Genomic DNA, 23,490 nt, shown 5'->3' with positions numbered 1-23,490 from the left:
GTGGATTCACAGCACTGCGCCGATCGCTTCGAGGTACGCGTCGGTCATCGCCTCGACGGTGTACCGGCTGCTCATCCGCTCGAATCCGCGGTAGCCGACCTCGGGCAACATGCCGGGGTCGGCGAGGATCTCGGCGAGTTTGTGCCGCCAACCCTTCACTGTGACGTCGTCGACGACGAATCCGGCCCGGCCGTGGTCCAGCATCTCCGGCACCGCACAGACCGCGGACGCCGCCACCGGGACGGCGCGGGCCATCGCTTCGACGATCACCAGGGGAAAACCCTCGGACCTGCTGGGTACACAGAGCAGATCGGCATCGCCCAGCGCCGGATCCGGTCCGCGGGACCAGCCTCGCCAGGCCACCCGGTCGCGAAGGTACGAGGGAGTGCGTGCCTCCAGCTCGGCCCGGTCGGGGCCCTCGCCGTATATCGAGAGTCGCCAGGGCAATTCGGGCAGATGCGCCAGCGCGTCTATCAACACGTGCGGGTTCTTGTGCTCGACGATGCGCGAGAGCATGACGAGATGGACCGGCGCGCCCGGATCGCGACGGCGAGGCGGTGGGGCGACGGGGGTGACGCCGTTGGGAGCCACGAAGCAGGTGTCACCCATCCGGTGATTCTCGGTGAGCATCTGCCAGTGCCGCTGCGCGAGGGCGACGAACCCGTCGGCCCTGCGCATCGCGGCGGCCAGCCCACGGGAGTAAATCGGTCGATCGTCTTCGGGAGGTTCGTGTGCACCGACCAGCCAGCGGCGGTTGGCACCTGCGGCCCGCCACAGCGTGCCGAACCCCGCCTCGGTGTTGGTGTCACCGGTGATGATCACGGCGGGGCCCTCGGGCCCGTCGACCAGTGGCGCCCACCACGGCTGGCGCACAACCCGCACGCTCGGCGGCACCTCCTTGATCAAGGGCCCGAACCGCTGCATGCACACCAGCGTGACCGGATAGCCGCGCCGGTCCAATTCCGTTGCCAGCAGGACCTTCTGCCTCTCGGCGCCGCCGTAGACCAGGCGATTCGTCGTGATCACGATGTGTGGCCGCCCGGTGTCGTCGCCGGCCGTCGCACGGCGGCGAATGTCACGCTTGGACCGCTGCAGCCGGTCGAGCACCGTCGTTCCGGCCAGGTACGCGTCGGCGTGGTGGACCGAGTGCTCGTGTTCGAGCAGCAGTGCGGTGTTGGCGCGCAGCAGTTCGTAGGAGCGGCCGCGCGCCGGTGCCCCGGATGCCGGGGCGTCCTCCGTGTCGCCACGGTGGTCGGCGCCTATTTCGTCGGCCAGCAAGATCTTCCATCCCGCCGCGCGGGCGCGGTTCTGCCAGTCGGTTTCCTCGCCGTAGAGGAAGAACTCCTCGTCGAAGCCGCCGATGGAGTCCCAGGTGTCGCGGTTGATGGCAAGGCAGGCGCCCCCGAGGTAACCCTCGATCTGTTGAGACTCAGCGGGTTTCGTGCGGTAGAGGTGCGACAGCGGGGTACCGCGGAACCTGTCGGAGTATCCGGCTGCCGCGACCAGTGCCCGCGTCACCGTACGCCGGCGCGTAGCGACGTCCCAGGGCTGCGAACCCGGACCGTGGTTGTCCCACAACAGGGGTGACACCGCCGCGACGCCTGGCGCCCGGATGAGAGACCGCGTGCGTGTCAAGGGGCCGAGGAGCTTGGCGTCGGGATTCAGCAGCAGGAGGTCGGCGTCCGGCGGCGTGTGTTCCACGAGCGCGTTGAAGGCCGCGGCGAAGCCGATGTTCGTCTTGCCGACCACCCAGTGCACGTGGGGATTGCGCGCCACCAGCTCATCGCGGCCTGGGTAGTCGTCTCCGCTGTTCTCGTAGACGTAGACCGGCAATTCGGGCATGTGCTCGGCGACCTGAGCCAGGCACTTCTCCAGCAGCTCATGGCTGCGATACGTGACGATGGCCACCGCCAGCTGATGTTCCGCGGTGTACAGCCGTGTGGCCACCGGGGTCGCGGGCGTCTTCAAGTACGCCCGATCCATTTCAGGCGTCTTCATTTTCGTTCCCCCGTCGTAGAGCTGACAACGTCGACATGCGGACCGGGCCGAGCGCGAGGTTGCCCGCCAGGTAGGTGGCGATGGCCACGGTGCCCGCGACCAGGACATGGTGATGGCGCAGCACGATGACCACCATCACCGTCATCGCGACGGGCCCGAGCGTCCTGAGCAGGAACCCGAATGGGGTCCGGTAGCCGCATTCCCTCAACCGCACACTGGCGAAGACCATGCCGAAAACCTCGGTGAAGACCAGCGCTGCCGCCGCACCGACAGCGCCGAAGCTGATCGCCAGCACCACGTTCAGCGCGACGTTGATCGCCAGCGTCCAGATGGACAGCTGGAACAGGAACCTCTGTTGGTGACTTGCGAGCAGTCCCTGCCCGAGCGTTCCGGTGACGAACCGCAGCGCGACGGCGATGAACAGCAGGGCCAGCGTGGGCGCGCCGCGCTCGACGAACTGGTCGTCGCCGAGCAATCCGATCAGAGGTCCGGCCAGGAGCACGCCCACCGCGGCCACCGGAATCCCGAGGAAGTACATCGTCTCGACGCTGCGCTGCATGAAGGCCGTGAAGGCCGGGACGTCGCGAGCGAACAGATCGGTTGCGGTCGACAGCGTCGACTTGAGGAAGAAGGTCGAGAAGATGACCATGTTGAACGCGATGGTGTAGGCGAGTCCGTACACGCCGACCTCGGAATGCGAACTGAGCAGTGACAGAATCACGCCGTCGGCGCGCCAGTACAGGATCGCGATGACGATCACGCCCATCGGGGCAAGGCTCTCGCGCAGCAGATCCGCGGCCTCGGTAGGGGAGAACACCGGCCGCAACGAGATGTGCCGTGACGCCGCGACGCCCTGGACCAGCAGTTGCAGGGCGGGCGGAATCAGCTGGGCGGCGGCGAACCAGAGAATGTTCTGCTCGGTATGAACCAGCGAGACGATGCATCCCAGCATTGCCAGGCGGCTGACGACGTCGGACAGCGCCACCGCGGTGAAGCGGACGCTGGTCAAGAAAACCGGTTCGAAGCGTGCCGTCATCGTCATCATCAGCAGCTGCGCCGACATGACGACCAACATCGCCTTGACGTCCGCGTCGGGATAGATGAGCAGGCCCGTGCCCGCGGCAAGAGCCGCGAGCGGGACGCAGTACACCACCGACAGGCCGCTGTTGACCTTGACCAGACGCTCGAGCTGACCTCGTCCTGATGTCACCCGCCGCACGATGACGGTATTGATCCCGAGATCGGCCAGCGAGGTCCACATTCCGATGAACACCACGGCGATTGTCAACTGGCCGTACAGGTTCGGGCCGAGGTACCGGGCCGTCATCGCGACCGACACCACCGAGGCCACCATCCCGACGATCCGGCAGACGAGCTGGACCGAGAATGCGTGCGCGATCCGTGACGTCGATACCGGCCCGGGGGCGGTCATGGTCGAATCGGTCATCGGCGCGAGTCGGCACCGACGGCGCGTCGCTCGCCGGCAGTGACTCGTTGGGGGAGAGGGGCACTGCGGGACGGGTCATGCGTTGTGGGAGCGGCGGCGTAGTAGACGCCGGGCGCGTGGATCAGTTTGGCGCGCACCGCCTGGACCAACGCGGCGGGGCCCTGAATCAGGTATCGGCGGGCGAGCCGGCGCGGTTCGCGGCTGAGCCGGTAGAACCACTCGAGCCCGACGCGTTGCATCCATCCTGGCGCGCGGCGCTTAGTGCCTGCGAAGAAGTCGACCGCGGCGCCGAAGGGAAGGAAAACGTCGGCGCCCGTTGCGGTTCCGTACTTGACGATCCAGCGTTCCTGTCGCGGCTTGCCGAGACTCACCACGAGGATCTCGGTGCGGGCCGCTCGGATCTCGGCGGCGATGTCCGCCGAACGTGCCTCCAGCTCGTCCGGATCGGGGGACCAGGTGCCTGCGATCTTGATACGCGGGTATTGCTCGGCCAGCCGCTCGGACAGCAGCCCGAGCGTTTCGGTTGTCCCGCCGAGGAACCCGATCCGGTGCCCACGCTGCTCGGCGAGTTGCAGGATGCGCGGCAGCAGGTCGGCGCCGGTCACCCGCGGCCACGGTGCCGATGTCAGCAGCTGGCCGCGCCACGCGATCGGCATGCCGTCTGCCAGCAAGAGCCATTCCGGGCCCGGCTGTACACCCAATGCACTGTCGTCGCCGAAGTGATGCAGATGGTCGAGGTTGACCGATCCGACCGCGAGACCGCGGGGGATTCCCCCCTTCAACCGGGTGGTGACGACGTCGATGACGTCGTCGACATCAAGGCGCTCGATGATGTTGCCGCGGATGGCCATTCGTACGGCCACAGTGGCGCGTGCGTCGGTCACGGCGACCTCACGCTCCCGTCAGAAGACCGGGCGGCCTGCCGATGGGCAGCCTGGACTGCGCGTCGAGAAGCTGATCAACCAGGCGTCCTTGCGGGAGGACGACGTCGTCGTAGGTGATCGCCGAGTCCTTCGGCAGATCCCGGACGAGTCGGCAACCCTCGGCCGCTCCGATCGGAAGCAACCGCTCCTCACGGGCGATGTGCGCCTTCTCGGCTTCCCCGTAGTAGTGGTATCCGCCGAGCCGGTCCAGCACCGTGCCCGCTTTGAGATCGATCTTGGCGGTGGCCACCGCCTCGACGTACCGCGTCGACTGCGCACGCACAGTGGCCTCACCCCACAGCACCGCGCGCGCCGCCGTGATGGGCACCTCGAAGTGGCACAGGTGGTACGGGGTGTAGAAGCTGTACAGCGGGCCCTTTCCGAGCTTGTAGAGCTCGAGATAGTGCCGCTGCTTCGGATCATCATGTGTGCCAAGGCAGTACACCCCGGGGTTGGGCTTGGCGCCGACGACGTAGTCGACCGCTCCGCCGAGGGAGCGCAGTTCCTCGATGTCGTACCAATCGGTCAGCTCGTCGACATGTCCTTCGTGGTCGCGCCCGAGCATGCCGCGCTTGTGCACCGACATCCCGACCGCGTTGGCGACGATCGACTGTTCAACGCTCATCTTTGTGCCGTCGGCGAAACTCGTGACCATCCAGGGGTCCTGGCCCCAGCGGCGGGCGAACCCCTCCTGGGTGGTCGGATTGCGATACGGATCCTGCAGACCCTTGATGTTTCCGCTGACAAGCGGCGTCACACCGATGCTGCGGACGAACCGGATGAGATTCATCTGCACGCCGGGCTGATCGCCGTCGCACCCGGTGAATACCACGCCGGCGGCGTCGGCTCGGCGTCCCAGTTCGGCGCCGACGGTCGCATCGACCTCGGCATTCATCAGCACCAGGTGCTTGCCGTTGGAGAAGCAGTTGAGCGCCAGGTGGCAGCCGAACTCCACCGCGCCGGTGACGTCGATGACCACATCGATGCCGTCAGCCTTGGTGATCAGCTCGAAATCATTTGTCACAACCGGGATTTCGCAACGCATTGCGTATTCCAGCTTGTGCAGGCTGTCGGCGACCACGACTTCGTCGATGCCGGCCTCGCCGCACGCCTTGATCGCCTGTTCGACGTTGCGCACGGCGATCGCCGCGAGCCGCATCCCCGGAACGCTGTTGACGATCTGGTTCACCAGACCGCGGCCCATGAACCCACAGCCGGCGATCGCCACCTGGATTGGCTTGCCCTGCCGCGCCCGCTCCGCGAGCAGCGCGTCGATACCCATCATCATCGTGCTGCACTCCTTAGCTCCGCGACCAGCGGCCAGTTGGCGTCCTTATCGGAGATGACTGCCACGGGTAGTGGCCAGGTGATCCCGAAATCCTCGTCGTCGTAACGGAAGCCCTGCTCACCTGCGGGTGCGTAGGGACCGCTGACCTGGTAGACGACCTCGGTGTCGTCGACCAGTGTCTGGAAGCCGTGCGCAACGTACGGCGGCAAAAACAGGGCACGATGGTTCTCCGCGGTCAGTTCGACCTTCACGTGTCGTCCGTGGGTCGGCGACTCGGGCCGGACGTCGACGGCCACGTCGACGATGGCGCCGCGGGTGCAGCGCACCAGCTTGGCTTCCCGGTACGGCGGGATCTGCCGGTGCAGGCCGCGCAGCGTGCCCCGCACGCGGTTGTAGGAGATGTTGGTCTGCGCCACAGCCTCGTCGAGTCCGTGGCTCTCGAAGTCGTCCGCGCAGAACGACCGGGCGAAGAAACCGCGGGCGTCGTGGTGTGGTTCGATGTCGACGATCATCACGCCGTCGACTTCGGTGGGGGTATACCTCACGGTTATGCCTTCCAGAACAATTGGTCGTCGACCTGACCGGTCTTGAGCAGATACTCGATTTGTTTGAGCCGCGTGTGACCGCGGCCGTAGAACGTCTCCGGCTCCATCGCGATGTTGTCGAAGATCCGGTGCAGCTGCTGCGCGCCCGCTGCGACATCCCATGCGGCCGCGAAGTCGCCGAAAACCTCGCGGATCTTTCCGAATGCGACGCGGTAGCTGCGTTCATCTGCACTCGGTTCCCCGAATGTCAGGTCACAGCCGGGGAATTCGCGCGCCACAGTCTCGGCGATTTCGCGGACCGTGTAGTTGGCCTGGTCGGATCCGACGTTGACCACCAACGCGTGCACCCGCTCGCGGTCGGCGCGCAGCGCACACCGGATGGCCTGCGCAATGTCGAGTGCGTGAACCAGTGGCCGCACCGGTGTTCCGTCGCTCGTCATCGCGATGCGGTGTTCGGTCCAGGCCAACCCGCACAGGTTGTTGAGCACAATGTCGAAACGCATTCGGGGTGACGCGCCGAACGCGGTGGCATTGCGCAGGAAGGTCGGCGAGAAGTCGTCGTCGGCCATGGCCGTGAGGTCCCGCTCGACGAGTGCCTTGCACTTGGCGTAGGCGGTCAATGGATTGATCGGGCTGTCCTCGTCGACGGTCCCCTCCGCGATGCCGTACACGCTGCAGGAAGACATGTACACGAACCGCTTGACTCCAGCGCTTTTCGCGCACCGGGCCAGGTGCACGCTGCCCAGATGGTTGACGTCGTAGGTGACGTCGCCGATCAGCGAGCCGATCGGGTCGTTCGACAATTCGGCCATGTGCACGACGGCGTCGTAGCCGCGCAGATCGTCAGGCGTGACCTCGCGCAGATCACACGCCAGGGTGTGTGGTGTCGAGGAATTGGTGTTGTACAGCCAGCCGGCCTTGTAGTAGCCGGTGTCCAGACCGACGACCTCGTGTCCGTCGGCCATCAGTTCGGGTGCGAGCAGAGCGCCGAGATAGCCCTCTGTGCCCGTGACGAGTATGCGCATGTCAGCTCCTGGCTGTCGGGTCACCGGCGCGCAAGGCCAACGTGGCCTTCTCGCAGATGAATGCTTCGGCGTAGCGACTGCGGCACTGCGCGCCCCGCACTCGCATGATGGCGAGAAACGACTCCTCGTCGAACCAGTCGTGGCCGGCCTGCGAGGGGTAGTACAGGTCGAGCAGTGCAGCCTTGCGCCGCGCGGTGGTCTCGGAGATCGGTTGATAGATATGGGGATTCGGCAAGTCGGATTCCCACTTGAGAATCTCGTAGCCCAGCGTCAGGTGATCGCGAAACTCGGTCGGGACAATTTCGGCGATCAGCCGGTGATCCTGATGCCGGTCGTGCCGGTGCGGCGCGAAGACGACGTCGGGATCGCAGCCACGGCGAAACTCGGCCAATATCCGTTTGACGCGTGACCAGTTCTCGGGCAGCCGCCCGTCGGGCAGGTCGGCGACCGTCAGCCGGACGCCCGCCTCGCCGCAGAATGCGGTCAGCGCAGCCTTCTCTTCGATTTCCCGCTCGGTCCCGGCGCCGGTCAGCACCAGGGCGTGCACCTCGATGTCGGGATGACGTTCGGTGATCTGCAGCAGCGTGGCGCCTGCACCGATCACGATGTCGTCGCAGTGCGCGCCGATCACCGCCACGCTGGACAGCGAGCCGGTCGACAGCTCGATCATGCCGGTGTACCGGCCAGCGCTGCGCGATCCTCGGTCTCCCACACCATCCAGGGCCGATCGCCACTGTTGTAGCCGGCGTCGAGTTCGGCACGCTCCTTGAAAGTGTCTGCGGGCTTCCAGAACCCGTCATGGCGGTACCCGATGAGCCTGCCCGTGCCGGTCAGCGCGCCGCAGGCGTCCGCGACCAGGTCGCCGCCGGGTGGGATGAGGTCGATGACCTCCTGGCTCAGCACGAAGTAGCCACCGTTCTCCCAGACCGGGAACTGGCTGACCGGCAGAATCTCTTTGACCTCACCGGATTCGGTGACATCGACGCAGTGGAAGGACTGCTGCGGCGGGACGATCAGCATGGAGGCGGCAGCCTTCGCGCTGACGACTCGATCGACGATCTTGTCCAGCGGCGCATCGGTCAGTACGTCGGCATAGTTCGCCAGGAAATACTCGTCGTCGCCGAGATAGGGCCGCACACGCCGGAGCCGTTCACCAATCGGGGATTCCAGGCCGGTGTCGACGAAAGTGACTGTCCAGTCTGCGATGTCGGAGGACAAGAGTTCGACATCGCCGCCCCGCATGACGAAGTCGTTCGACTCGGTCTCGCGGTAGTTGAGGAAGAAGTCCTTGATCTTCTCGGCGCCGTAGCCGAGGCAGAGGATGAACTCCTTGTGGCCGAAGTGTGCGTAGTAGCGCATCACGTGCCACAGCAACGGGCGTGGACCCACCATTTGCAGAGGCTTGGGGATCACGTCGCTCTCGGCGGTTCGCATTCGCATGCCGTAGCCGCCACAGAACAGGACTACCTTCATCATCTACTCCTTCGGGCCGTTCGGCGTGGTCGACGACCGGGTTGCGAGGCCTTCGCCAGAAATGCGTGTCGGCGCATTCATAGCCATGGCTTTGATTTGCGGAACCACGTGCTCACCGTTCCGGCGACGGCGACAGGCCCCAACGGTGCGAGGTTCGCCGCCCACAGTCGCTGGGGCTGTCATTCTGGGTAGCTGCACTGAGCCGCCGAATAACCGACCGATGGAACGCATAGAGGGGATAGTACATACCTTTAGAATGATTTGGGAAGTGTGGCCTGCCTAACAGTCGCCCGTCCGGAGGAAGTTCGCTGATCTTGGTGAGTCGAACTCGCGGGGCGAGCGCCAGAAAGTTGCTGAAACCGCCGATATTGACGATGTCGTCGGCGCGCATCGCCCGCGTCAAGGTCTGCACACTGCTACGCTGGCCTGGCCGGACGTCGGCGTTGTGCCGAGGTCACGCTTGATGGATCGCGATGTTCCGGGGGAGGCCGACGACGGTGGCTCGCCAGCCCAGATCTGAGATCACGCGGCGCAACATCATCAACGCCGCCGTCGATCTGTTCGACGAAGTCGGCTACGCGAGCACGAATCTAGGCGACATCATCACCCGGGTCGACGTGACCAAGGGCGCGCTGTACCACCATTTCGACTCGAAAGAGTCATTGGCGGTCGCGATCATCGAAGAGGCCGTCCGCAAGATGTTTGCGGCCTACAAGCTCTCGTCGGCGTCGTCGCCGGCACTTGAGACCTTGATCCAAGGCACGCTCGTGGCCGCGGAACTCGCCAGCACTGACAAGCTGGCGCGGACCGGCGGACACCTACTGGTACTTTTCGCCAAGTTCAACGAGCTCGCCGCGGGTCACTACCGCAGCTGGATCGCCGAAACGGTCGATCAGATCCAGAAGGCGCAGGTCGAAGGCGATGTGCGTGCCGATCTCGATCCCGACTCCGTGGGCCATTTCGTTGTCGGCGCCCTTTTGGGCGTGCATGTGTTCTCGACGTGCCTGGAAGACGGCTCCGACATCGTGACCCGGGTGCTAAAGGCATGGGAGCTTCTTCTTCCGACACTCGTGCCCGAGGCGTCGGTCCCGTTCTTCGGTCAGTTCATCGCGCGGCAGGCGAGCCGGCACCTGAACGCGTCGGCGACCTAGCGTCGGCCCTGCGTCCAGAGCTGCTCGGTGAGATCATCGAACGTAGCCAAGGCCATCAGTTCGTTCTCCCGAAGCAGCGCCGACTTGCTCATCTTGGCTCGCACCACGGAGCCGTCGGCGTGCATCAACGCAACGATTTCGCCGGCGTAGGCGTGCACCAATGACACGGGCGGCTCGTCGCGTGTGGCGGCCTGGAAGATCTCGTGGAATTTCAGCGCTGCGAGGGTCTCGGCACTGTGGCCGAGCATCTCGGCGAATGCGGCGTTGGCGAACATCAGAGACCCGTCTTCGCCGATGGCCAGCACCGGAACCGGCATCCGTTCTAGCACGACGCGCGCGGGCATCTCGTCCAACACGGTCGCGGGTGACTGGGTGTGCTGCGCACTGCGTCGTCGGTTCACAGGGAGATTATGGTCAACTTCTGGCATTGTTTGCTAGCTGTCGGTAGGCGTGTCGGCGGAGTAACCGCCGAATTTCATTGTCTGGCAGGCGGTTATCGCTAAGTGTGAACAGTTGATGAACAGGTGTCAACCGAGCGAGGGATGGTGGTTCGCAGATCGACCCCCGAATGCGGCGACCGCGGGCCGGAGAGGCTCCACGGCAGTGTTTGCTGAAACTGCATGATCTTGTAGAGTAGGCATTTGCTCAGTTCGGCCGTGAGGCTTCCGGGTACCCACCACCGCTCCGTTGGGTTTTCGCCGACGTCGATGCGGGGATTACCTAGGCATGCCGGACTTGACCGAGTGGTTCCTCACCAAGGCAGAGCGTGGCAACCCGGCATCCGACATTCCGACCTGGTGTGAGGGCAACCGGACGGAGCCGTTGATTCACGGGTCGACGTACTTCGATCGGTTGGCGACCGAGGTCGACGCACTGTCGTCAGGCGACTACGTGTTCTTCACCGACTGGCGGGGGGACCCGGACCAGAAGGTCCGTGACGCCGGACCGACCATTGCCGAACTCTTCTGCAAGGCGGCCGAACGAGGCGTCGTCGTCAAGGGACTTGTGTGGCGCTCGCATCTGGACAAGTTCGCGTACAGCGAGGAAGAGAACCAGCATCTAGGGGAGGCGATCGAGGAGGCTGGCGGCGAGGTACTGCTCGACCAGCGAGTCCGGATCGGCGGATCGCACCACCAGAAGTTGGTCGTCATCCGGCACCCGGCAGCGCCCGAGCGCGACGTGGCGTTCGTCGGCGGCATCGACCTGTGTCACTCGCGCCGTGACGACGCCTCACATCGCGGCGACCCGCAAGCGGTGCAGATGTCGCCGCGTTACGGAGACCGTCCGCCGTGGCATGACGTGCAACTGCGCGTGCAGGGTCCGGCGGTCGGCGCGCTCGACGCCACCTTTCGCGAACGCTGGAACGACTCTTCGTCGCTGGACATGATGTCGCCGATCGCGTGGGTCATGGACAAACTGCGCAACGCTGACCTGACGGCGGGACGGCTACCGGACCAGCCGCCCGACCCACCGCCGTGCGGTCCACACTCCGTGCAGGTGCTGCGCACCTATCCGGACGCGCACTTCTCGTACGACTTCGCACCGCGTGGTGAGCGCAGCATCGCCCGCGGCTACACCAAAGCGGTTCACCGTGCGCGCAGGCTGATCTACCTCGAAGACCAGTACCTGTGGTCCAAGCGGGTCGCGCGGCTTTTCGCTGCGGCGTTGCAGAAGAACCCCGATCTGCACGTGGTCGCGGTCGTTCCGCGGTATCCAGATGTGGACGGCCGACTGGCGTTGCCGCCGAACATGATCGGTCGAAGCCATGCGATCGATGTGTGCCGGGCGGCCGGGCCCGACCGGGTTCACGTGTTCGACGTCGAGAACCACGAGGGGACGCCGGTGTACGTGCACGCCAAAGTGTGCGTCATCGACGACATCTGGGCGTCGGTGGGCAGTGACAATTTCAACCGCCGATCGTGGACCCACGACAGCGAGTTGTCCTGTGCCGTACTCGACTCCGAGGGCGTCTTCGCTCGGGACCTGCGGTTGCGATTGATGCGAGAGCATCTGGACCGGGCCGACGACGGCAGCGAAGACGGCGGACTCGCCGACCCGCAGACCGCAGTCGCCGAAATCATATCTGCGGCAGAGGATTTGGACGCATGGTACGAGTCCGGGTGTAAAGGAGCCAGGCCGCCGGGGCGGTTGCGGCCACACCGACCCGAGGAATTGGGGCCGCTCACCCGGCTGTGGGCAGAACCCGCATACCGGTTTCTCTACGATCCGGACGGGCGTTCGTATCGCGATCGGCTCAAGCGCAGGTTGTAGACATTGGCGTCGGATTCCCGCCAGCGGTGACGATCGGACGTCTCTAGCGTCGATTGGATGACGACGAAATGTTCTGGGGCAACGGGTCTCAGCGGCCTGCTGGTGTTGTTCATGTCGGTTGCTGCGGGGCTCGGGACCTCGACAATCTACGTATTGCAGCCGGCGGTTGCCGATGTCGCGGACTCGCTGGCCTCGCGGACCTCCGCCGTCGGCGTTGCGCTTGCTCTCGGGCCCATCGGCTACATGGTGGGCCTTGCGGTCCTGGTTCCGTTGGTGGATCGATTCGCCCCCAGTCGCGTGCTCGCGGCGCAGTTCGGCACGCTTGCAACTGCATTGGCGATCACCGCTGCGGCAGGCAACGTGGGGCTGCTTGGAGCGGTCATGGCGGTGACAGGTGCCTTCTCGGCAGTCGGCGCAGCGATGAGTTCGATCGGTGGCCGGTTCGCCTCCGTTCATCGACGAGCGACCACCCTGGGAATCGTCACCGCTGGTATCTCGGCAGGCATCCTGGCGGGCCGCCTCGTGGGCGGTTGGCTAGCCGATCAATGGGGCTGGCGCGCCATGTTGCTGCTGTTCGCGGCGGCCTGTGCGGCCTTGGCGCTATGCTGCCTTGCCTTGTTGCCGGCCACCCGCGGCGGCGCCGACGGCGGCTACTTCGCCGATCTCCGTTCCCTTCCGATGCTGGTGGTGCGGTCCGCCGCGCTCCGACAGGCGGCCGTGCGCGGGGCGTTGTGGTTCTTCGCGTTCTGCGCGCTGTGGGCGGCACTTGCGGTGGCGCTGTCCGAGCCTCCGTACTCGTACTCGGCTGAGCGGATCGGTCTCTACGCCCTTGCGGGTCTATCGGGCCTTGCGGCAACACAGATTGCGGGGCTCTGGACCGACCGGGTCGGTGCGCAGAAGGTCATCCTGCTGGGCCTTTCGACCTCCGTGTGCGCCGCGGCGCTCGCCGCGGTCGTCCTCGACAGCACTGGGGCCACGCTGCTGTGTCTGGCGATTTTCGATGCCGGACTGTTCGCCGCCCAGGTCGCGAACCAGAGCACCGTCCTGGCAATCGATCCGGCCGCGCCCGCGCGGTTCAACAGCGCTTATATGGTGGTGTACTTCGTCGGTGGAAGCCTCGGCACCGCCTTCGGAGCGGCCGCCGTCGAATGGTTCGGATGGTTCGCCACGGCCATGAGCGCCGCCGCGGCGATCGGCGCCGCCGCAGTGCTGACAGCGACTACTTCTGCGAGGCGAACACTCGCAACGCATCAGCCATCGCTTGCGGCTGATCCTCGGGAATGAGCGTCCAGGAGTCGTCGATGACGACCTTCGTCGCGTCGGGGTACAGGTCGACCAGCCGGTCCGCATGCGCAAGCGGCATCATCCGGTCTTCCCGTGCCCACACGACGAGTACCGGTCGCGTGAACGTTCGCATCTTCTCGCTCATCTCGAGCAGTCGGCGGCGCGACGGAGCGCCCGTCGCGAACTTGACGAGGTCGCGCCGTATCGCGGCGTCCTCGACAGCGGGTCGGAACCACTCGTCGAACAATGCGTCCGGAATGCCCGACTTACTCAGGACACCATAGGCTTTGGGGTTGTGGCGGAAGAATTTGGTGCCGAGCATTCTGGTCAGGATCCAACCGCCGCCCGGCATTCGGCACAGTAGGGCGGCGGGACGGGCGGGCTTGGGCGGGTAATTGTCGAACGCTGTGCAGGAAGCGAGCACCAGTTTTCCGATGCGTTTGTCGCGGCCTTCGGAGATCATGAACTGACCGCCGCCCCAGTCGTTGAGAACCAGGGTCACGTCGTCGAGACCCAGGGCGTCGAGGAAGTCGGCGAGAATGCAGGCGACGCCGGTCTCGGTCAGATCCGCGTCGTGGTTCATCGGATCCGTATGGGCGCCAAGGGGGAGAGTTGGCGTGATGCAACGGTATTCGGGCAGAAGTGGGAGCACCTTGCGCCACTGCCTGCCGTCCATGAGCAGACCATGACCGAACACCATGACCGGTCCGTCGCCGCCGGTGTCCTGATAGGCGATGGGACCCGCGGGCAACTCTACTGACGGCATTGACGCTCCTAGATAGATCGTTCTACTTGGCGAAACGATATGCTGTCCGAGCACGTCGCGCAAGAAGGAGACGCCATGGCAGATTCCGGTACCCGCGCCCGGATCCTGGACGCAACTGCGGAGCTCTACCGGCGCCAAGGCATGTCGGCTACCGGCCTGAAGCAGATCTCCAGTGCTGCGAAGGCGCCGTTCGGCTCGATCTACCACCACTTTCCTGGCGGTAAAGAGGCCATCAGCGCCGAGGTCATCCGTGGCGAGGGGATCCGCTATGGAGAGTTCGTCGGCGCGCAGCTGGCGGACATCGACCCCATCGACGGCATCCCGACGTTGTTCGAGGACGCGGGCAAGTTGTTGGAAGCGCAGGACTACACCGAGGCCTGCTCGATCGAGACAATCGCCCTCGAGGTGGCGAGCACCAACGAGCGGCTGCGGCGGGAGGCCGCCGAGGTCTTCGAGGCCTGGCTGACCCGACTCGCGGAGTGGTTCGGGCAACTCGACATCACCGAGGATCAGAGTCGCCGCCTGGCGACGATCACGCTGACGGCCCTTGAGGGGGCGTTCGTGCTGTGTCGCACGCTGCGCACGGTCGAGCCGATGACGATCGCCGGATACGGAGTGCAAACGGCCGTCCACGCCGCGGTCGCGCAGGAATTGTCAGACCCCTGATCTACAGTCGAATATATGTTCGATAGCATCCTTCGGCTCGACCTCGGGCCGGCGTCGCGCTCACCGACCTACACGCCGCGTAGGTGGTACCGGCGTTCCGGTCGGCCGACGCCGTATTGCAGCCGGAGATCCAGGGCGCCACTACTCAAATAGTGCTCGAGATAGCGGCGTGCGCTGACTCTCGAGATACCCACCAGGTCAGCGCATTCGGCGGCCGACACCTCACCGGCCTCGCGCACGGCCGCCAGCACCAACCGTCCGGTTTCGACGCCGAGTCCCTTCGGCAACACCTCCTGCGAAGCCGTGCGGCCGCGTCCGAACAGCGAGTCGATCAACGACTGGTCGACGCCACCGGCAAACTCCAGCGCATCGGCGCGAGTCGCGAATGCCTCCAATTTGGCCTTCAATTGGGCGAATTCGAACGGCTTGATCAGAAAGTCGGCCGCACCGCCGTCAAGTGCGCCCTGCACGGTATCCAACTCGCGGGCCGCGGTGATCATGATGACGCCGACGCGGTCGCCGTCCGAGCGCAACTGCTGCAGCACGTCGAGGCCGGTCATGTCCGGCAGGTAGACGTCCAGCAGAATCAGGTGCGGCCGCAGGTCGCGTGCCGACGCCAGTGCCTCAGCGCCGTTACGCGCCACCCCGACCGCGCGGAAGCCGTCGACCTGTTCGACGAACCGCCGGTGGATCTCGGCCACCATGAAGTCGTCATCGACGATGAGCACCTCACGCATTGGCGGCCTTCCTCGCCGTCACCGCGGTCGGCAGCCATACCTGAAAGAGCGCTCCGCCGGTCGGTCCGTCGGTCACCTCCACGGTCCCGCCGTGCTGCGCGGTGACCAGTCGCACCAACGCCAGGCCGATACCTCGTCCGCCGGGCACCTCGGGCTTCGACGTGACACCGCGCGAGAAGATCGCCTCCCGAAGATGTTCGGGGACACCGGGTCCGGAGTCTGTAACGGAGATTCCGAGGCCATCGCCGTCGTCCAAGCCAACCGTCACCGTGGCAGGTCTCGAGCCGATCGAGACATCGACCGCGTTGTCGATGAGATTGCCGAGCAGCGTGATCACATCGGTCGCCAGTGCGGGCGACAACGCCGACAGATGGGAGTCGTCGGCAATCTCGAGCGATACGCCGCTCTCGGCCGCCAGCGTCGTCTTGGCGATCAGCAACGCAGCCACGGCAGGGTCGGAAATCCGCTGTGTCACCGCATCGTTGATCTCCGCGCGGCGTCTTGTCAGCGTGCCCACCAGGTCGCGCACCGAGTCGTACTCGCCCAGTTGGACGAGTCCAGAGATGGTGTGCAACTGGTTGGCGAATTCGTGGGTCTGCGCCCGCAACGTGTCCGTCACGCTCTTGTGCGACGACAGCTGTCCCTGCAATGCGGCCAGTTCTGTGCTGTCACGCATCGTTGTCACCGTGCCGATCCGCTGCCCCTGGCTCGTTGCGGCCCTGCGATTGAGCGCCAGCACCCGGGTGCGCGTGACGATGACGACGTCGCGGCCGTCCTCACCGGAGAGCAGGAAGTCGGCCACCGCGGGGTCCAGGCCGACGCTGGTCACGTGGGAGCCGACGGCGTCATCCGTCAGACCCAGCAATTCCTGCGCGCTGTCATTGAGCAACGTGATGTCACCCTCGTTGTTCACCGCGACAACACCTTCGCGGATGCTGTGCAACAACGCTTCTCGATGGTCAGCCAGACTCGCTATCTCAGCAATCTCCAGTCCGCGCGTATGCCTCTTGATGCGCCGTGACAGCAGCCAGGATGCGAGCATTCCGAGCGCCGCCCCGAGGCCGAGGTAGAACAGCAGGCGCTCGCCGGATGCACCCATCAGCTCCCACAACGATGGGTAGCGCTCGCTGACCGACGCGATGGCCACCACGTCACCGCTGTCGGCGAGGATCGGCACCTCACCGACGAGGCTGTGCACTCCGTCGATCGACAGGTCACCGAACCAGGCTCGGCCTTCGTCGGCGCGGCTGGGGCCCAGGTCCACCTGGCTGCCGGTTCGGGACGGATCCGACGAAACGAGAACCGTTCCGCCGGGATCGATGATCTCGGCCAGCCCGGCCCCGGACAGAGCGACCGCGCGGTCGACCTCCGGCGCGAGCACCTTGGCGACACCGACGTCGCCATACCGGTCGCGCACGATCGGTGTCGACGCCATGTTCTCGGCCACCGCGATCATGCGCGCGCCGCGCACGTCGCGGAACTCGCGCGTCGACTGGGCCACCGACACCGCCGCCACCGCGACCAACACCACCGCGACCACCACCAGCTGGAAGACCAGGAACTGGCCCGCCAGGCTGCGAAAGCCCCGCGTCGGCGACTTGAGAAGTTTCACAACGATCAAAACGTCCTTTGCGTACTCATGCGTGACCTGCATCACTGCGCTGGTCCAGTATTGCTGAGCATCACAGTCGAAGTGATTGGGGAGACGTGTTGAGAACGCACACCCGGCCGATGCTCGTCATCGCGGCCGTCGTGATGCTGCTCGTGACCGCCTGCGGCGTGACCCGCGGTGGCGACGAGGGGCTGCACCGGCTGCGCATGATGGTGCCCAACAGTCCCGGCGGCGGATACGACCTGACCGCCCGCACCGCCGTGAAGATCATGGAAGACGACGACATCACCGGACGCGTCGAGGTCTTCAACGTGATCGGGGCCGGCGGCACCGTCGCGATGGCGCGGCTGATGAACGAGAAGGGCAACGACGACCTCATGATGACGATGGGGCTCGGCGTCGTCGGCGCGACCTACACCAACGGCTCGAAGATCAAGGCCTCCGACGCGACCGCGCTGGCGAAGCTGATCGAAGACCCCGGCGCGATCTTCGTGCCCGCCGACTCACCGTTGAAGACCGTGCAGGACTTCGTCGCCGCGTGGAAGGCCGATCCGTCCAAGGTGACGATCGGCGGCGGCTCCTCACCCGGCGGGCCGGACCACCTCTTCCCGATGGAGGTAGCTCGCGCCGTCGGCGTCGACCCGCGGGCTGTCAACTTCGTCACCTACGACGGCGGCGGCGACCTGCTGACCGCTCTGCTCGGCAAGAAGATCACCGTCGGCACATCGAGTCCGGGGGAGCTGATAGATCAGATCGAAGCGGGTCAGCTTCGCGTCCTCGCGGTGTCCAGCGATGACCGCGTCGAAGGCGTGGACGCGCCGACGCTGAAAGAGTCGGGCATCGACCTGACGTTCGCGAACTGGCGCGGAGTCCTTGCGCCACCGGGCATCTCCGAAGAAGCCAAAAGGTCGATGATCAAGGTCCTCCAAGACCTGCACGACACTCCGCAGTGGAAGGAAGCCCTCGCCAAGAACGGCTGGACCGACGCGTTCGTGACCGGCGAAGCCTTCGAGCAATTCCTCATCGAGCAGGACAACCGGGTCTCGTCGACCCTGACCGAGTTGGGGCTGCTATGACCAAGACCGATGTCACCACACCGACGGACGCCGAACGGCCCACCGACAAGGCGCAGTACCTCGTCTGCGCCGTGCTCGTCGCGGTCGGCGCCTTCCTCATCTACGGCGCTGTGTCGCTGGAGCCGGGGTTCGCGAAAGTCGACCCGGTGGGGCCCAAGGCCTTTCCGATGGTCATCGGCATCGTCCTGATCCTGCTGGCCATCGTGCTGGCGGTGGCCATCCCGCGCGGATCGATGGGCGAGGCCGACGCCGGGGAGGACATCGATCCGGACGCACCGAGCGACTGGCGCACCGTCGGACTGCTCGTCGGCGTGTTCATCGTCGTCATCGTGCTGGTCGAACCGCTCGGCTGGGTGATCATGTCGACGTTCCTGTTTGCGGCCGCGGCAACGATTCTCGGTAACCGCCACTACGTCCGCAACATCGCCATCGGCGTGGTGCTCGCGCTGGTGAGCTTCTACGCGTTCTATTCCGGGCTCGGTATCCCGCTGCCCGCAGGCATTTTGGACGGGATCCTGTAAATGAACAACTTCGACTGGCTGCTCCAGGGGTTCGCGGAAGCGGCGACCCCGATGAACCTGCTCTACGCGGTCATCGGGGTGCTGCTCGGCACCGCGGTAGGCGTGCTGCCCGGAATCGGGCCCGCGATGACGGTCGCGCTGCTGCTCCCCATCACCTACAACGTCAGCCCGAGCGCAGCCTTCATCATGTTCGCCGGCATCTTCTACGGCGGCATGTACGGCGGTTCGACCACCTCGATCCTGTTGAACACCCCGGGTGAATCGTCGTCGGTGATCACCGCGATCGAGGGCAACAAGATGGCCAAGGCCGGCCGCGCCGCACAGGCACTGGCCACCGCGGCGATCGGCTCGTTCGTCGCGGGTGCGATCGGCACCGCCCTGCTGGCGGCGTTCGCGCCGCCGATCTCGCGATTCGCCGTTTCGCTCGGCGCACCGTCCTATCTGGCGATCATGATCTTCGCGCTCGTCGCGGTCACCGCGGTGCTCGGCGCCTCCAAGCTGCGCGGCGCCATCTCACTGTTCCTCGGGTTGGCGATCGGCGTTGTCGGCATCGACTTCCTCACCGGCCAACCCCGCGCGACGCTGGGCCTGCCGCAGCTGTCCGACGGCATTGACATCGTGGTCATCGCCGTGGCCATCTTCGCCGTCGGCGAGGCGCTGTGGGTCGCCGCGCACCTGCGCCGCCGCCCGGCCGAAGTGATTCCCGTTGGCCGACCGTGGATGGGCCGCAACGACTTCCGGCGGTCCTGGAAGCCGTGGCTGCGCGGTACCGCGTTCGGCTTCCCGTTCGGCGCGCTGCCCGCAGGAGGTGCGGAGCTGCCGACGTTCCTGTCCTACATCACCGAGAAGAAGCTCGCGAAACGCACGGGGCACGACGCCGAGTTCGGCAAGGGCGCCATCGAGGGCGTGGCCGGGCCCGAGGCCGCCAACAACGCCTCGGCGGCAGGCACGCTGGTGCCGATGCTGTCACTGGGCCTGCCCACCAACGCCACTGCGGCCGTCATCCTCACTGCGTTCGTGTCATACGGAATTCAGCCCGGCCCCACGCTCTTCGAGAAGGAGCCGCTGTTGATCTGGACATTGATCGCCAGCTTGTTCATCGGCAACCTGCTGCTTCTGCTGATCAACCTGCCGCTGGCACCGCTGTGGGCCAAGCTGCTGCGCACGCCGCGGCCGTACCTCTACGCCGGGATCTTGTTCTTCGCCACGCTCGGCGCGCTCGCGGTCAACGTCCAACCGCTGGACCTGGCGCTGCTCCTGGTCTTCGGGCTGCTCGGCCTGATGATGCGGCGGTTCGGACTGCCGGTGCTGCCGCTGATCATCGGGGTGATCCTCGGCCCGCGCGTCGAACGTCAGCTGCGCCAGAGCCTCCAGCTCGGAGGTGGCGACTGGACCAGCCTGTTCACCGAGCCGGTCGCCATCGTGACCTACATTCTCATGGCCGTGCTGTTGATCATGCCGCTGATCCTCAAGTTGATGCACCGCAGCGAGGAGTCCCTGCTGATTGTCGAGGACGATGAGGACCAGAAAGCGAAGGCGGCACAGTCATGATCGTCATCGGTTACTCGGCGGACGAGTTCGGCCGCGCCGCACTGGAACACGGCATCACCGAGGCTAAGCGGAGGGACACCGGCGTGCTGGTCATCAACGCCACGTCCGGTGAGTCCTACGTCGACAAGCGGTTCGCCCAGGAGCGGGAAGTGCACGACGTCGAGGACAAGCTGACGGGGTGTGGTGTGCCCTTCGAGCTGACCCAGCCGGTCGGCGTCGACGCCGCTGGTGAACTCCTGCGTGCCATGGAGCGACCAGACGCCGAGCTGCTGGTGATCGGCGTCCGGCATCGCAACCCGGTGGGCAAGCTGCTGATGGGCAGTGTGGCTCAGCAGCTGCTGTTGGAATGCCCCAAACCGATCCTGGCGGTCAAGCCCGCCGCGGGCTAAGCCTTTACCCGCAGCGTGCCGTCCACCACCGACACCGGGTAGCTCCGCACCGACATCGGGTCGGCGCCGGTCTCGTTGCCGGTGCACAGGTCGAATGTGTGGCCGTGCAACGGGCACACGACGACCCGGTCGTCGGCCAGCCCGTCCGCGAGCGGCCCACCCTTGTGTGGACAGAGCGCGTCGATGGCGCGAAGCGAACCGTCGCGCAACCGGAACACCGCGATCTGGCCGTCACCGACTGCGAACGTCCGTCCTTCGCCGACGGGGATCTGGTCGACCGACCCGAGGTCGACGTCGTTCATCGGACCGGCACCTGCGGAAGCGGCAACAGGGGCAGAGATGAGCGGAACTGCCCGGGCGTCACGGGTTGCCGACCATCCCGCCAGGGATCGCGATAGGCGTCGACGGACTTCTGCATGTTCGCGTCGAGCGCATCGGCGATGCCGTCGGCGTCATCGACAACGACGGCGCGAATCCTGTCGATTCCGATGCGCGGGACGAACGCGTACGTGCGTTCCAGCCAGTTCGCGTTCTCCCGGTAGTACTGAAGGAAGCGTCCGGTCAGCGTCATCACCATCTCGGGCGAGTCGACCGTCGCGAGCAGGTCCCCCTTGCGGACGTGCGCACCGGCCGCGCCACCCACGTAGATTTCCCACTGGCCACCGTCGACAGCCACGACGCCGAGGTCCTTACACAACGCCTCCGCGCAGTTGCGCGGGCATCCGGTGACAGCCAATTTCATCTTGGCGGGACTGGCCAGGCCTTGATAGCGCTCCTCGATCGCAATGCCCAACGCCGTCGAGTCACCGAGGCCGTAGCGGCAGAAGTCGCTGCCCACACAGGTTTTCACGGTGCGAAAGCTCTTGCCGTAGGCATAGCCCGACGGCATGTCGAGATCGGCCCACACCGCGGGCAAATCCTCCTTACGCACGCCTAGCAGGTCGATGCGCTGGCCACCGGTCAACTTGATCATCGGGATGTCGTACTTCTCCGCCACGTCGGCGATCTTGCGCAGTTGCCTGACGTCGGTCACCCCGCCCTTCATCTGCGGCACCACCGAGAACGTGCCGTCGCGCTGGATGTTGGCGTGCACCCGGTCGTTGATGAACCTCGCATCCCGCTCGTCGACGAACTCGTCGGCCCACATCATGTCCAGCAGGGAGGCCAGCGCCATCTTCGACGTCGCATCCTCCTTACCGTCTGGGGCCAGCGCTGCGAACACCGAAGAGACAGAGTGCAATTTCAGCTCACGGATGTGGTTCATCAACGTCGGCTTGTCGTAGGGAATCGCCGGCACGTACCACGATGCGGATGCGTCCTCGGTGACCGCACCGCCTGCGGCCCATTCGACGACCTGGCCCACCAGCTCTTTGCAGGAACCACAGCCTTTGCCCGCCTTGGTCTTGGCCATCACCCCGCTGATCGACGTCTCACCGTCCTGCACACAACCGACCAGCGTCGCCTTGTTGACGCCGTTGCAGTTGCAGATCTGCGCGTCGTCGGAGAGTTCGGCCACCCCGACCGCGACCTCCGGCGTTCCGATGTCGAACATGAGTGAGACGCGTTCCTCGGGGAGGGGCAGCCCGCTGTCGAACGCCTGGGTGAGGAAGGACACCTTGCTCACATCGCCGAGCAGAGTGGCTCCGACGAGCTTGCCGTCACGAATGACGATGGTCTTGTAGACACCGTGCCGCGGCTCGGAGTACTGCACGAACTCATCGTCGGGTAGCTCGGGGGCCTTCAAACCCATTGCTGCAACGTCTACTCCGGCGACCTTGAGCTTGGTGGCGGTGCGCGACCCGTGATAGGCGGCAGAGGTGTCGGAGCCCGTCAGATGGTCGGCGAGCACACCCGCCTGCTCCCAGAGCGGCGCGACGAGTCCGTAGACGTGCCCGCGGTGTTGAGCACATTCGCCGACAACATAGATGTGGTCGTCGTCGACCGAGCGCATGTGGTCGTCGACGACGATCGCGCGTTCGACCGTCAGGCCGGCCCGCTGTGCCAAACCGACGTTCGGCCGGATCCCCGCGGCGATCACCAACATGTCGCAGTCGACCGACGTGCCGTCGGAGAACACGATTCCCGACAGCCGGCCCGCGTCGTCGGTGCATACCTCGGTCGTGCGCTTCTCGGTGTGCACCGTGATGCCGAGCGCCTCGACGGAGCGGCGCAGGATGGCTCCGGCGGTGTTGTCAAGCTGAGCATTCATGAGCACCGGCGCGGCGTGCACAACGTCGACTGTCAGGCCCCGGTTCTGCAGCCCGCGCGCGGCCTCCAGTCCGAGCAGCCCGCCACCGATGACGACCGCCTTCTTGCGGTGCTCGGCCTGGGTGATCATGCCGAGGCAGTCGTCGAGGCTTCGGAACCCGAAGACGCCGTCGGTCAGCGTCTTGTCGTCCGCCCACAGGCCGGCCATCGGCGGGAAGAAGGACCGGCTGCCGGTCGCCAGAAGCAGTTCGTCGTAGCGGGTGAGCGTGCCGTCGTCGGCGTGGACCAGTTTCGCGAAGCGGTCGATTCGCACGACCCGCACGCCCGCACGCAGGTCGATCGCGTTCTCGGCGTACCAGTCCATTGCGTTCAGATAGATCTCGGCGGGGTCGTCGCTACCCGCAAGAACGTTGCTCAGCAAAATCCGGTTGTAGTTTCCGTACGGTTCGTCGCCGAAGACGGTGATGTCGAACAGGTCGCCGCCGCCACGGGCGAGCACCTCCTCGATCGCCCGCACCCCGGCCATGCCGTTGCCGACCACCACCAATCTGCGCGCCAC

At 65.7% G+C, this 23,490-nt stretch carries 22 protein-coding genes; 8 read left to right on the top strand and 14 right to left on the bottom strand.

The window, feature by feature from the left end:
• Nucleotides 1-6: 6 nt before the first annotated feature.
• Genes N4S67_RS17210 through N4S67_RS17175 form a run of 8 tightly spaced genes read right to left on the bottom strand, consistent with a single transcriptional unit; the run spans nucleotide 7 to nucleotide 8,699 of the window.
• Nucleotides 7-1,998 (bottom strand): glycosyltransferase, encoded by a 1,992-nt coding sequence (locus N4S67_RS17210; RefSeq protein ID WP_260994224.1) that lies wholly within the window; start codon nucleotides 1,996-1,998, stop codon nucleotides 7-9.
• Complete coding sequence (locus N4S67_RS17205) at nucleotides 1,985-3,445, bottom strand: oligosaccharide flippase family protein (RefSeq protein ID WP_260994223.1); 1,461 nt, start codon at nucleotides 3,443-3,445, stop codon at nucleotides 1,985-1,987. The genes N4S67_RS17210 and N4S67_RS17205 overlap by 14 nt, the downstream gene beginning before the upstream one ends.
• The gene (locus N4S67_RS17200) at nucleotides 3,442-4,329 is read right to left on the bottom strand and encodes a WecB/TagA/CpsF family glycosyltransferase (RefSeq protein ID WP_260994222.1); all 888 of its coding nucleotides are present in this window, start codon (nucleotides 4,327-4,329) and stop codon (nucleotides 3,442-3,444) included. Before N4S67_RS17200 ends, N4S67_RS17205 begins: the two co-directional genes overlap by 4 nt.
• A 7-nt stretch (nucleotides 4,330-4,336) precedes the next feature.
• Nucleotides 4,337-5,656, bottom strand: coding sequence for an NAD(P)H-dependent oxidoreductase (locus N4S67_RS17195; RefSeq protein ID WP_260994221.1), 1,320 nt, complete (start codon nucleotides 5,654-5,656; stop codon nucleotides 4,337-4,339).
• Complete coding sequence (gene rfbC / locus N4S67_RS17190) at nucleotides 5,653-6,201, bottom strand: dTDP-4-dehydrorhamnose 3,5-epimerase (RefSeq protein ID WP_260994220.1); 549 nt, start codon at nucleotides 6,199-6,201, stop codon at nucleotides 5,653-5,655. The genes N4S67_RS17195 and rfbC overlap by 4 nt, the downstream gene beginning before the upstream one ends.
• Nucleotides 6,202-6,203: 2 nt before the next feature.
• The gene (locus tag N4S67_RS17185; protein WP_260994219.1) at nucleotides 6,204-7,226 is read right to left on the bottom strand and encodes an NAD-dependent epimerase/dehydratase family protein; all 1,023 of its coding nucleotides are present in this window, start codon (nucleotides 7,224-7,226) and stop codon (nucleotides 6,204-6,206) included.
• 1 nt (nucleotide 7,227) lies between these two features.
• Nucleotides 7,228-7,896: a PIG-L deacetylase family protein gene (locus tag N4S67_RS17180; protein WP_260994218.1), complete on the bottom strand. Its 669-nt coding sequence runs from the start codon at nucleotides 7,894-7,896 to the stop codon at nucleotides 7,228-7,230.
• Nucleotides 7,893-8,699, bottom strand: a complete 807-nt coding sequence (locus N4S67_RS17175) for a glucose-1-phosphate cytidylyltransferase (protein WP_260994217.1) — start codon at nucleotides 8,697-8,699, stop codon at nucleotides 7,893-7,895. The genes N4S67_RS17180 and N4S67_RS17175 overlap by 4 nt, the downstream gene beginning before the upstream one ends.
• A 497-nt stretch (nucleotides 8,700-9,196) precedes the next feature.
• Here N4S67_RS17175 and N4S67_RS17170 point away from each other — a divergent pair, with 497 nt between their 5' ends.
• Nucleotides 9,197-9,850 (top strand): ScbR family autoregulator-binding transcription factor, encoded by a 654-nt coding sequence (locus N4S67_RS17170; protein WP_260994216.1) that lies wholly within the window; start codon nucleotides 9,197-9,199, stop codon nucleotides 9,848-9,850.
• On the opposite strand, the gene N4S67_RS17165 is transcribed toward N4S67_RS17170, so the two are convergent.
• On the bottom strand, nucleotides 9,847-10,194 hold the full coding sequence (locus tag N4S67_RS17165; RefSeq protein WP_260994703.1) for a PAS domain-containing protein: 348 nt from the start codon (nucleotides 10,192-10,194) through the stop codon (nucleotides 9,847-9,849). The two genes, N4S67_RS17170 and N4S67_RS17165, sit on opposite strands and share 4 nt — an antisense overlap.
• Nucleotides 10,195-10,576: 382 nt before the next feature.
• Here N4S67_RS17165 and N4S67_RS17160 point away from each other — a divergent pair, with 382 nt between their 5' ends.
• Both N4S67_RS17160 and N4S67_RS17155 read left to right on the top strand, forming a co-directional pair.
• Nucleotides 10,577-12,121 carry a phospholipase D family protein gene (locus N4S67_RS17160; protein ID WP_260994215.1) on the top strand — a complete coding sequence of 515 codons (1,545 nt, stop codon included), beginning with the start codon at nucleotides 10,577-10,579 and terminating at the stop codon, nucleotides 12,119-12,121.
• Between the two features lie 57 nt (nucleotides 12,122-12,178).
• On the top strand, nucleotides 12,179-13,405 hold the full coding sequence (locus N4S67_RS17155; protein ID WP_260994214.1) for an MFS transporter: 1,227 nt from the start codon (nucleotides 12,179-12,181) through the stop codon (nucleotides 13,403-13,405).
• Here the strand turns inward: N4S67_RS17155 and N4S67_RS17150 are convergent.
• Nucleotides 13,341-14,171 (bottom strand): alpha/beta fold hydrolase, encoded by an 831-nt coding sequence (locus N4S67_RS17150; protein ID WP_260994213.1) that lies wholly within the window; start codon nucleotides 14,169-14,171, stop codon nucleotides 13,341-13,343. The genes N4S67_RS17155 and N4S67_RS17150 overlap by 65 nt on opposite strands.
• Nucleotides 14,172-14,246: 75 nt before the next feature.
• Here N4S67_RS17150 and N4S67_RS17145 point away from each other — a divergent pair, with 75 nt between their 5' ends.
• Entirely contained in the window at nucleotides 14,247-14,837 is a 591-nt protein-coding gene (locus N4S67_RS17145; protein ID WP_260994212.1) for a TetR/AcrR family transcriptional regulator, read from the top strand.
• A gap of 68 nt (nucleotides 14,838-14,905) precedes the next feature.
• Here N4S67_RS17145 and N4S67_RS17140 read toward each other — a convergent pair whose 3' ends face one another.
• Together N4S67_RS17140 and N4S67_RS17135 are read right to left on the bottom strand one after the other, a co-directional pair.
• Nucleotides 14,906-15,574, bottom strand: a complete 669-nt coding sequence (locus N4S67_RS17140; protein WP_260994211.1) for a response regulator — start codon at nucleotides 15,572-15,574, stop codon at nucleotides 14,906-14,908.
• On the bottom strand, nucleotides 15,567-17,228 hold the full coding sequence (locus tag N4S67_RS17135) for a sensor histidine kinase (RefSeq protein WP_260994210.1): 1,662 nt from the start codon (nucleotides 17,226-17,228) through the stop codon (nucleotides 15,567-15,569). The genes N4S67_RS17140 and N4S67_RS17135 overlap by 8 nt, the downstream gene beginning before the upstream one ends.
• A 77-nt stretch (nucleotides 17,229-17,305) precedes the next feature.
• Here N4S67_RS17135 and N4S67_RS17130 point away from each other — a divergent pair, with 77 nt between their 5' ends.
• From N4S67_RS17130 to N4S67_RS17115, 4 genes are read left to right on the top strand one after another with little or no spacing between them, the layout of a single operon-like run.
• On the top strand, nucleotides 17,306-18,262 hold the full coding sequence (locus N4S67_RS17130; protein ID WP_260994702.1) for a Bug family tripartite tricarboxylate transporter substrate binding protein: 957 nt from the start codon (nucleotides 17,306-17,308) through the stop codon (nucleotides 18,260-18,262).
• Nucleotides 18,259-18,783 carry a tripartite tricarboxylate transporter TctB family protein gene (locus N4S67_RS17125; RefSeq protein WP_260994209.1) on the top strand — a complete coding sequence of 175 codons (525 nt, stop codon included), beginning with the start codon at nucleotides 18,259-18,261 and terminating at the stop codon, nucleotides 18,781-18,783. Before N4S67_RS17130 ends, N4S67_RS17125 begins: the two co-directional genes overlap by 4 nt.
• Nucleotides 18,784-20,334, top strand: coding sequence for a tripartite tricarboxylate transporter permease (locus N4S67_RS17120; protein WP_260994208.1), 1,551 nt, complete (start codon nucleotides 18,784-18,786; stop codon nucleotides 20,332-20,334).
• A complete protein-coding gene (locus N4S67_RS17115) occupies nucleotides 20,331-20,723 on the top strand; it encodes a universal stress protein (protein ID WP_260994207.1) in 393 nt (130 codons plus the stop codon). The genes N4S67_RS17120 and N4S67_RS17115 overlap by 4 nt, the downstream gene beginning before the upstream one ends.
• On the opposite strand, the gene nirD is transcribed toward N4S67_RS17115, so the two are convergent.
• Together nirD and nirB are read right to left on the bottom strand one after the other, a co-directional pair.
• Complete coding sequence (gene nirD / locus N4S67_RS17110) at nucleotides 20,720-21,025, bottom strand: nitrite reductase small subunit NirD (protein ID WP_260994206.1); 306 nt, start codon at nucleotides 21,023-21,025, stop codon at nucleotides 20,720-20,722. The genes N4S67_RS17115 and nirD overlap by 4 nt on opposite strands.
• Nucleotides 21,022-23,490, bottom strand: coding sequence for a nitrite reductase large subunit NirB (gene nirB / locus N4S67_RS17105; protein WP_260994205.1), 2,469 nt, complete (start codon nucleotides 23,488-23,490; stop codon nucleotides 21,022-21,024). Before nirB ends, nirD begins: the two co-directional genes overlap by 4 nt.

The organism is Mycobacterium deserti, assembly GCF_025345615.1.
In the GTDB taxonomy this organism is placed as follows: Bacteria; Actinomycetota; Actinomycetes; order Mycobacteriales; family Mycobacteriaceae; genus Mycobacterium; species Mycobacterium deserti.
This window is presented reverse-complemented; position numbering and strand designations above follow the sequence as displayed.